4 protein-coding genes are annotated in these 9,051 nt (G+C 72.0%); 3 read left to right on the top strand and 1 reads right to left on the bottom strand.

Annotated elements, in window-relative coordinates:
- The coding region (locus QE494_RS04400; RefSeq protein ID WP_300041693.1) for a YhdP family protein at positions 1 to 3,371 on the bottom strand (3,371 nt) is incomplete at its 3' end.
- Between QE494_RS04400 and glnE the strand changes: the two genes are divergently transcribed.
- From glnE to QE494_RS04385, 3 genes are read left to right on the top strand one after another with little or no spacing between them, the layout of a single operon-like run.
- Positions 3,370 to 6,192, top strand: coding sequence for a bifunctional [glutamate--ammonia ligase]-adenylyl-L-tyrosine phosphorylase/[glutamate--ammonia-ligase] adenylyltransferase (gene glnE / locus QE494_RS04395; protein WP_300041692.1), 2,823 nt, complete (start codon positions 3,370 to 3,372; stop codon positions 6,190 to 6,192). The two genes, QE494_RS04400 and glnE, sit on opposite strands and share 2 nt — an antisense overlap.
- 23 nt (positions 6,193 to 6,215) lie before the next feature.
- On the top strand, positions 6,216 to 7,721 hold the full coding sequence (locus QE494_RS04390) for an efflux transporter outer membrane subunit (RefSeq protein ID WP_300041691.1): 1,506 nt from the start codon (positions 6,216 to 6,218) through the stop codon (positions 7,719 to 7,721).
- Positions 7,722 to 7,780: 59 nt separating this feature from the next.
- The gene (locus tag QE494_RS04385) at positions 7,781 to 9,049 is read left to right on the top strand and encodes an efflux RND transporter periplasmic adaptor subunit (protein ID WP_300041690.1); all 1,269 of its coding nucleotides are present in this window, start codon (positions 7,781 to 7,783) and stop codon (positions 9,047 to 9,049) included.
- Positions 9,050 to 9,051 lie beyond the last annotated feature (2 nt).

Genomic DNA, 9,051 nt, shown 5'->3' with positions numbered 1-9,051 from the left:
GCCCGCGGGGCGGAGGGGGCGGCCGACGCCGAGGGCGGCGCAGCCCAGGTCCCGCTGGCGGTGAGCGTGGCCTCGGGCATGGCCAGCACCAGTCGGTTCAGACGCCACTCGGACCCGCTGCCACTCGATGCGGCGCGGTTGACGGCCTCCATCTCCAGCCGGCCCAGCTTCTTGCCACGCAGCTCGAAATCCTCCACCACCGCGTCGATCGCCGGCATGCTTGTGGTCTGCGTGTCCAGCAGCGCCTCAACATCGCCGGCGGCGCTGGCTGGGATGGCCAGCCGGTTCAAGCGCGCCACCAGGCGTCCGGCGCCGGCCGCGGGGTTGGCGGGCTGGCGGTACTCGAAATTGCCCAGAACCTGGCTGGCCTCGACCACCGCCCGCCACGTCAGACCGTCGCGGGTGCCGGTGGCCGCCAGGTTGTTGACTGTGCGGCCGGAAAGGGTGAGCTCGCGCGCGCGCAGGCTGAAGGTGGTCGGCAGGTAGGACTGCAGGACAGGGTCGGCCAGGCCCCGGTTTGCCGCCGGGGTGGTGGGCAAGGTCAGAGCCTGCTCCCAGTCGTCCAGGTTGACGCCAACCAGGCGCAGGGTGGCCGCGACGCCCTGCTCCGGCAGGGATACCGACTCGCCAGGGGCCAGACCCAGACCGATGGCGCCGCGCAGCACCTGGGGCTCGGCTGCCGAAAGATCACGGACATAGTGAACGCTGCCCAGGCGGCCCAGCTCCACGCGCAACTGGTCCTGCGGCCGGGCTGCGGTGCCGCCGAAGCTGCGCTCAAAGCGGAGCGGAAGGACGGTGTCTGCTGCCTTGTTCAGGGGAGCTGGCAGGGACAGCGACAGCCCCTGCAGCGTGCTGGTGACGGTCACATCGGCGGAGCCTGGGCGCAGGCCGATGAGGGCGGTGTAGGGCGCGCTGCCGATGGCCTGGCGCGCCAGCCGGGGTACCGGACCGAGCTCGCGCGCCTGGCGCAGGCCCTCAGCCGAGGCGGTGCCTTGGATACGCAGCTGGATGGGCGCCTCACCGGCGGGTACCGGCGCAGGCCGGGAGCCGCCATCCATGCGCAGGTCACCGCCCAGGGCGCGCGCCTGCACCCCGGCCAGGCTGAAGCCGCGCTCGGTGAAGGCCACCGTTCCCCGGGCGCGGGCCAGGGCTGGCACCCCGGGCATGGCGAAGTCGTTACCGGGCAGGATGACACTGCCCTGCACCTTGCTGCGGTCCAGACCGGCCAGGGGTAGTGACAACTGCAGCTTTACCTCGGCGGGGCCATTGACCGTGGCCTGGGCCAGTGGTTGGCCCAGTGTGAGGGCGACAGGCGAGGCGTTAAAGACCGCCAGTGACTCGGCCAACGGGCCGCGCACCGTGCCGGTGACCCCGACCACCCCCTCGGCAAAGTTAGGGATGGCAGCATCGGCCTGCACCTGCAGCCCCGGAACACCGGCAAACCGGCCCTGGGCCTTGTTCACCTGCATGCCGGCGCGCTCGAACACCAGCTCGCCCGACAGACCCGTCAGCGCCGGCCAAACCGGCCCACCCGGCGGGCGCGCACTGCTGCGCGGCGCGTAGGCGTATTGCAGGTCACGCACCTTGGTGGCAATGCGGAACTCGCCGCTCTTGGGGTCTCGGAAGGGGAAGTCCCGAAGATCGCCGCGCAGAGTGACCCGAGCGTCGTAGGCCTGGCCAGCGGAGATGGCTTCGCGCACATAGTCGCGCGTCTGCGGCAGCGACAGCGGCAGGTAGCGCCAGACCCGGTTGGCCTCGGCCCGCGCGATCGTCATCTGCAGGTCGAGGTTGCCCGGCCCGCCGCGCGCCGGGTCTGCGCTGCGCCAGGTGGCCTGACCCTCGGCCTGCAGGTCGGCGTTGGCCAGACGGATACCGGTGGCGCTGACGCTGAGGCGGCCATCGGACCGCTTCCACTGGAGGTCGGCCACCAGCCGGTCGAGGCCCACTTGGGGCTCGGCCAACACGCCTGGCAAGGAAAGCACGCTGCCCGGAGCCTCGAGATGGGCCTTCCCGCCCGCCTGGTCGAATTCGCCCTGGAGCGTCACCCCACGCAGCCCGGGGCGGCGGCTGGCCGGATCCGCCGGAAGGACCAGACCGCTGGCGCGGGCACTGACCTTGTACTTGGCCGGGGCGGTGGCGGGCAGCTCCCAGCTGGCATCCAGGCGCTCGATCAGGCCGGCCAGGCCGTCGGGGCCCCGGGGAATCTGCGCCAGCAGGCCACGCTGTTCGTCGGTGAGAGGTAGACGGTCGGCCAGCCGGGTCAGGGCCTGCAGGTCAAGCCGGTCGGCCCGCAGGCGGCCCCGGCCAGGCTCCTTGGCGGCCGCCGGCTCCCAGGCGAGCGACAGGTTGCCGCCGGGCCAGCGCTGACCGTCAGGGGTCTGGAATTGCAGGGCCTGGGTTTCGAGTTGAAAGCCCTGGCCAAGCCGCTTACCAATCAGGCGACCGGCGACCGATTCCAGGGCCAGAGGGGGGCGGCCGGCGACCAGCACCGCATCCACCTGCCGAAGGTCGATCTCGGCCTGGCCACCCAAGAGGCGGCCGCGGTCGAGGTCGGCCCAGGCGCGCAGCCGGCCCTGGCCGCTGCGCAGGTCTACCCCCAGATTGGCGTAGGGGCGCAAACGGGACAAATCGACCGCACTGAAATCGGCGTGGAGCTCGCCCTGCCAGTCCTGCCAGCGGCCTGGGTGCTGGGACAGCAAGGGAGAGCGCAACTCCCCCATCAGGGTGAAGGCACCGCCCCAGTCGGCGGGCGGGCTGGCGTCGAGCCGCAGGTCATGGCGGCGCGGGCCGTTGCGGGCGACAAATCGCACGTCGGTCAGGACCAGGGGCGGGGCGCTGCGCTGCTCGTCGACCCAGCGCAGGGCGCCCCCGAGGACCACGACCTCTTTTTGCCGGAAGAACCAGTTGGCCGCCGGGCTGGCCTCACCCGTGGCGGGGGAGACCTCCAGCCCGGCCACCCAGAGCCGGCCGGTCGCGTCGCGACGCACCTCCAGCTGCGGCCCCTCGATATAAAGCTGCTCCATGCCCAGGTTCAGCAGGGAGCGGGGCGAGAGCGCCACTACGACCCGTTGCAGCCGCAGGGCATCGCGCGCCTGAGCGTCCTGCAAGACCACCTCGGACAGCTCGAAGGAGGGCATGAGCGCGTTGCTGTGGGCGGTGATCGCACCGATGCGCACGGGCACCCCCAGAACCCGCGAGGCCTCCCGCTCCAGCGCAGGACGCCAATCGTCGATACGCGGCACAATCCAGCCGTGCAACGCGCCCCAGGCCAATGCCAGCGCCAACCACAGGGCCACGAGCAGCCACCAAAGGGCTGAGGCGGCGATGGAAAGCGCCCGGATCCAGCGGGGGGGCGTCGGCGATTCGTTCATGGAAACACAGCAAGTGGCAGGAATTATCACCCCCGGGCTGGCTGGCCGCTCGCGCTTTGTTCAGCGCCTGCGGCGGCGCTACGCGCAGGAGCTGGGTCTGCTGCCGGCGGGTGTGCCCACGCGCGCCGGCATGGAGGCCACCTACGAAGGGCTGCGCGGTCGCGGCCACGACACCGGCGCTGCGCTGCGCGTGCTGCGCCAACTGGTGCTGGAACGCCTGGTGACCCTCGACTGCGAGCAGGGCGCGCCGCTGGCCGATGTCACCCAAACCGTCACCGCGCTGGCCGAGATCGCACTGGACCGCGCCTGCGAGGAGGCCTTCGGGCAACTCAATGCCGTACACGGCATGCCGGTGGCTGCCGGCGGTGGCCGCGCCCGACTCTGGGTGGTGGGCATGGGCAAGCTGGGGGCGCGCGAGCTCAATGTCTCGAGCGACATCGACCTGATCTACCTTTACGAGGAAGACGGCGAGACCGCAGGAGACGCCGCAGGCCGCGCAAGCATCTCCAACCATGAATACTTCGCGCGTTGCGTCAAGCGAATCCACGCCCTGGTGGCCGATGTCACGGAACACGGCTTTGTGTTTCGCATCGATCTGGCGCTGCGGCCCCACGGCAACTCCGGACCGCCGGCGGTGCCCCTGGGGGCGCTGGAGGACTACCTGCAGGTGCAGGGGCGCGAGTGGGAGCGCTTTGCCTGGCTCAAGAGCCGCGTGGTCGCACCGCGCGCGGCGGTGGCAGATGGCAGCGCGCGGGCCCTGCGCGGGGTGGTGCTGCCCTTCGTCTTCCGTCGCTACCTGGACTACGGCGTGTTCGAGTCCTTGCGCAGCCTGCACCGGCAGATCCGCGAGCATGCCAGCCGGCGCAGCGCCGGCCGGCCCGAGCGGGCCAATGACGTCAAGCTCTCGCGTGGGGGCATTCGCGAAATCGAGTTCATCGTGCAACTGCTGCAGGTGGTGCGCGGCGGGCAGTTCCCGGAGCTGCGGACTCGCCCCACCCTCGACGCCCTGCCCCGCCTGGCCGCCGCCGGACTGATGCCCGCGGAGACGGCCCAGGCGCTGGCACAGGCCTATGTCTTTCTGCGCCGGGTCGAGCACCGCATCCAGTACCTGGACGACCAGCAGACCCATGTGCTGCCGACGGACTGCAGCGACGATCCGTGCGCGGATGCCGCCGACATGCCGGAGGGCGGCGGCGCCGGCTGTGACTTGGCCTGGATCGCCCGCACCATGGGCTTTGACCAATGCCGCGACTTCCTCAGCGCCCTGGACGCCCACCGTGAGCTGGTGGCCCAGGAGTTCGACACCCTATTGGGGCCCTCGGACGACTGCAAGGGCTGCCGGGTGGCCACCGGCAGCGAGGGCAGCTTTGGCGCTGGCGCCGACATCGACCTCGATGCCATCGCCCTGCAGCTGCCCCCCCAGCTGGCCCTGCGGGTCGCCGCCTGGCGCGAGCACCCGCGGGTGCTGGCCCTGCGGGACGACGCGCGGTCCCGGCTCGCCCGCCTGGTGGCGCGTACCGCCCAATGGCTGATGGAAGGCCGGGTGACCGAGGAGGCGGCCCTGCGAATGGCCGACTGGATCGAGCCGCTGCTGCGCCGCGAGAGCTACCTGGCGTTGCTGGTCGAGCGGCCCGCGGTGCACGAGCGCCTGCTGCGGGTGCTGGGTGCCGCCAAGTGGCCAGCACGCTACCTGCTCAAGCACCCCGGCGTCATCGACGAGCTTGCCGGCGACCGCCTGCTGGAGGAACGCTTCGAACCCGAGGTCTTCGAGCAGGAGCTCGAGCAGCGCCGGGTTGCGCTGGCCCGCACTGGCCAGGACGATGAGGAGGCCCTGCTGGACCTGCTGCGGCGCGCCCACCACGGCGAGGTGTTCCGCACTCTGGCCCGGGACACCGAGGGCTGCCTCACGGTGGAACAGGTGGCCGACGACCTCAGTGCCTTGGCCGACGCGGTGCTGCGCGTCACCGCCCGCTGGTGCTGGGCCCGCCTGCGCCATCGGCACCGCGAGGTGCCCCGCTTCGCGGTCATCGCCTACGGCAAGCTCGGCGGCAAGGAGCTGGGCTACGGCAGCGACCTGGACATCGTCTTTGTCTACGACGACGAAGACGAAAACGCGCCCGAGGTCTATGCCGGTTTCGCCCGCAAATTGATCAACTGGCTCACCACCAAGACCGGCGAGGGCGAGCTCTATGAGATTGACACCGCGCTGCGCCCCAATGGCAACTCCGGCCTGCTGGTGACCCGCATTGGCGCCTATGCCGACTACCAGCAAAACCGAGGCAGCAACACCGCCTGGACCTGGGAGCACCAGGCCATGACACGGGCCCGCTTCGTCATGGGCGAGGCCGCGCTGGCGGCGCGCTTTGACGCGGTGCGCGAGGCGGTGATCACCGCCGACCGCGACGAGGCCGCGCTGCGGGCCGAGATCGTCGGCATGCGCAAGCGGGTGGCCCAGGCGCGGCCGGTGCCGGAGGGACTGTTCGACGTCAAGCACAGCGCAGGCGGGATGGTCGACGCCGAGTTCGCGGTGCAATTCCTGGTGCTGGCCCAGGCCAGGCGTTACCCGGAACTGGTGCCCAACGTCGGCAACATTGCCCTCCTGCAGCGCGCCGAGGCCGCAGGGCTTCTGCCAGAGGGCGTGGGCCGGGACGCCGCCGACGCCTATCGCAACCTGCGCCGCGCCCAGCACGAGGCGCGCCTCAACGAACGCCCCACCCAAGTGCCCCAGGTCCAGCTGGCCACCGACCAAGCGGCGGTGCTGGCCCTCTGGCAAGCGGTCTTCGATGTGCCGGCCGGAAGTGCCACACACACAATTGCTTGATTCCCCCGAATAATCCGCACCCCATGACCCTTCGACGCCGCGGCGACGCCGCCCTCGCGCACTCCGCAGCGCTGTCCGCCACACTATGCGCGGCTCTTTCGGGCTGCGCCTCGCTCACTCCGCCCGCCCCGCCTGCAGCAGTCAGTCCGCCCACACGGTGGCAAACCGAGCTGCCGCCCATGCCCCACGGCGGCCAGGTCGGCCAGTTGTCTGCCTGGTGGAAACAGTGGAACGACCCGCTGCTGTCTGAACTGGTCGACGCTGCGCAGCAGGCCTCGCCCAGCCTGGCCTCTGCCCGCAGCCGTCTGGTCCAGGCCCGCGCCACGCGGGTGGCAGCGGGCGCCGCCAATCAGCCGCGAGTAGACGGCAGCGTCTCGGCCACCCGAAGCAACACCAACCTCCTGCTGCCGGCCAGCACAGTGGCCCAAGCGGGCCTGCAAGCCAGTTGGGAGATCGACCTGTTCGGCGCTAGCCGCGCCGGTCGCGAAGCAGCCGACGCCCGGCTGGCCGCGGCCGATGCCAGTTGGCACGAGGCCCGGGTCAGCGTGGCCGCCGAGACGGCATCGGCCTACCTGGGCTGGCGCAACTGCGAAAGCCAGCGCGCGCTGGCCGTGCGAGACGCGGCCTCCCGCACCGAGACGGCGCGGCTGGTGCAGGCCTCGGCAGCAGCCGGCTTTACCGCGCCGGCCACTGCCGCCCTGGCCCGCGCCAGCGCCGCCGAGGCCGCCGCCCGCCTGCGCCAACAGCAGGCGCAGTGCGACAGCCAGCAGCAGGCCCTGGCGGCCATGACGGCGCAGTCGCCCGAGGCCTTCCGCGCGCGCCTGGTACGCCAGGCCGGGCCGGTGCCGGCGGAGCCGGTCGCCGCCATGACCGCGCTGGCCAGCGCGCCTCTGTTCGCGGTGTCAGCCGTCCCGGCCCAGGTGCTGGCGCAGCGGCCGGACCTGGTCCAGGCCGACCGCTCAGTGGCCGCCGCCGCCGCCGACATCGGCGCGGCCCAGGCCGACCGCTACCCCCGACTGACGCTGGGCGGCAGCGTCGCCGCTGGCGGCGTGCGCATGTCCGGCAGCGAAACCAACGCCCAAACCTGGTCGCTGGGCCCACTCAGTCTCACCCTGCCCATCTTCGACGCCGGACGGCGAGTGGCCAACGTCGAAGCGGCCCAGGCCCGCTACGAAGAGGCGGTATCGCACTACCAGGCACAGACCCGCCGCGCAGTCCAGGAGGTGGAGCAGGCCCTGCTGGCACTGGAAGCCGCGCGCGGCCGCAGCGCGGATGCCCGCGCCGCCGCCGAGGGCTACCGCGCCTCCTTCGAGGCCACCGAGACCCGTCACCGCAACGGCCTGGCCAGCTTGGTCGAGCTGGAGGACGCTCGCCGCAACCTGCTGGCCGCCGAAACCGCCCTGGTGCAGTTGCAACGTGAGATGCAAGACGGCTGGATCGCCCTGTACCGCGCCGCTGGTGGCGGCTGGGAGCCGGCATCCGCTGCATCGCCCTCGCCTGCTTCTGCTTTGGCGCCTTCCAAGCCTTGATCCAAGGCTTGAGCGTCGCCTGCCCGGACCCCCGAATGCCGAATCTCCAGCACCCGCCCATGAAACCCGAGCCCTTCTTCAACGCCACCTCCAACGCCTTCTCACGCACCCGCGCCCGTCGCCTGCTGGTGCTCGGCGCCGCCGGCTTGGCTGCGACGGCCGCCGCTTTCCTTGCCACCGCCCAGGACAAGAAAGCGGGCGCGTCCGCCCCCCGGCCTGCGCTCACCGTGAGCGCGGTCACGCCCCAGCGAGGCAGCGTACCGATTGCACTGGCGGCCAACGGCAGCCTGGCGGCCTGGCAGGAGGCCAGCATTGGCTCCGAGGCCGGCGGGCAGCGCCTGGTCGAAGTACGCGCCAGCGTCGGCGATGTGGTCAAGAAAGGCCAGGTCCTGGCGGTGTTCGCCACCGAGAGCCTGGACGCGGCCGCAGCCCAAGCCCGCGCTTCGGTGGCCGAGGCCGAGGCCGCTGCCGCAGAAGCCGCCGCCAACGCCGAGCGGGCCCGGGTGCTGCAGCCCTCGGGCGCGATGTCAGCGTCGCAAATCAACCAGTACCTCACCGCGGAAAAAACGGCCCAAGCCCGGGTGCAGGCGGCACGGGCCAACTACGAGTCCCAGGCGGTGCGCCTGTCGCAGTCCCGGGTGCTCGCGCCCGACGACGGCATCATCTCCGCACGCAACGCCACCGTCGGCGCGGTGGTCGGAAATGGCACCGAGCTATTCCGCCTGATCCGCCAGGGGCGTCTGGAGTGGCGGGCCGAGGTCACCAGCGCCGAGCTGGGGCGGATCGGCCCGGGCACGTTGGCCACTGTCATCGCCGCATCTGGCACGCAGCTGCGCGGCCGGGTGCGCACCATCGGCCCCACCGTCGACCCGCAGACCCGCAACGGCGTGGTCTATGTCGACGTCACGCCGGTGGCATCGCCGGGCCAGCCGGCGCGCGCCATGGCCGGCATGTTCGCCCGCGGCGAGTTCCAGCTGGGCGCCAGCAACGCGCTCACCGTGCCACAGACCGCGCTGGTGGTGCGCGATGGCTTCAGCTACGTGATGCGCCTGGGCGAGGGCGACCGGGTCGCCGCCGTCAAGGTGCAGGTAGGCCGCGTGGTCGGCGACCGGGTCGAGGTCACCAGCGGACTCGACGCCAGCGCCCGCATCGTCGCCTCGGGCGGCAGCTTCCTCTCCGACGGTGATCTGGTTCGGGTGGCACCCGCTGCGGCCTCGGCATCTGCGCCCGTGCCCGCGAGCGCCACCAGCGCCGCTCCGGCCTCCGCCGCACGCGCCAGCGCGCCGCCAAGCCCGCCGCGCGCCGCTCCGTCGGCCGCGTCCAAGTGACC

Source organism: Ramlibacter sp. (genome assembly GCF_029866045.1).
GTDB lineage: Bacteria > Pseudomonadota > Gammaproteobacteria > Burkholderiales > Burkholderiaceae_C > Ramlibacter.
This window is presented reverse-complemented; position numbering and strand designations above follow the sequence as displayed.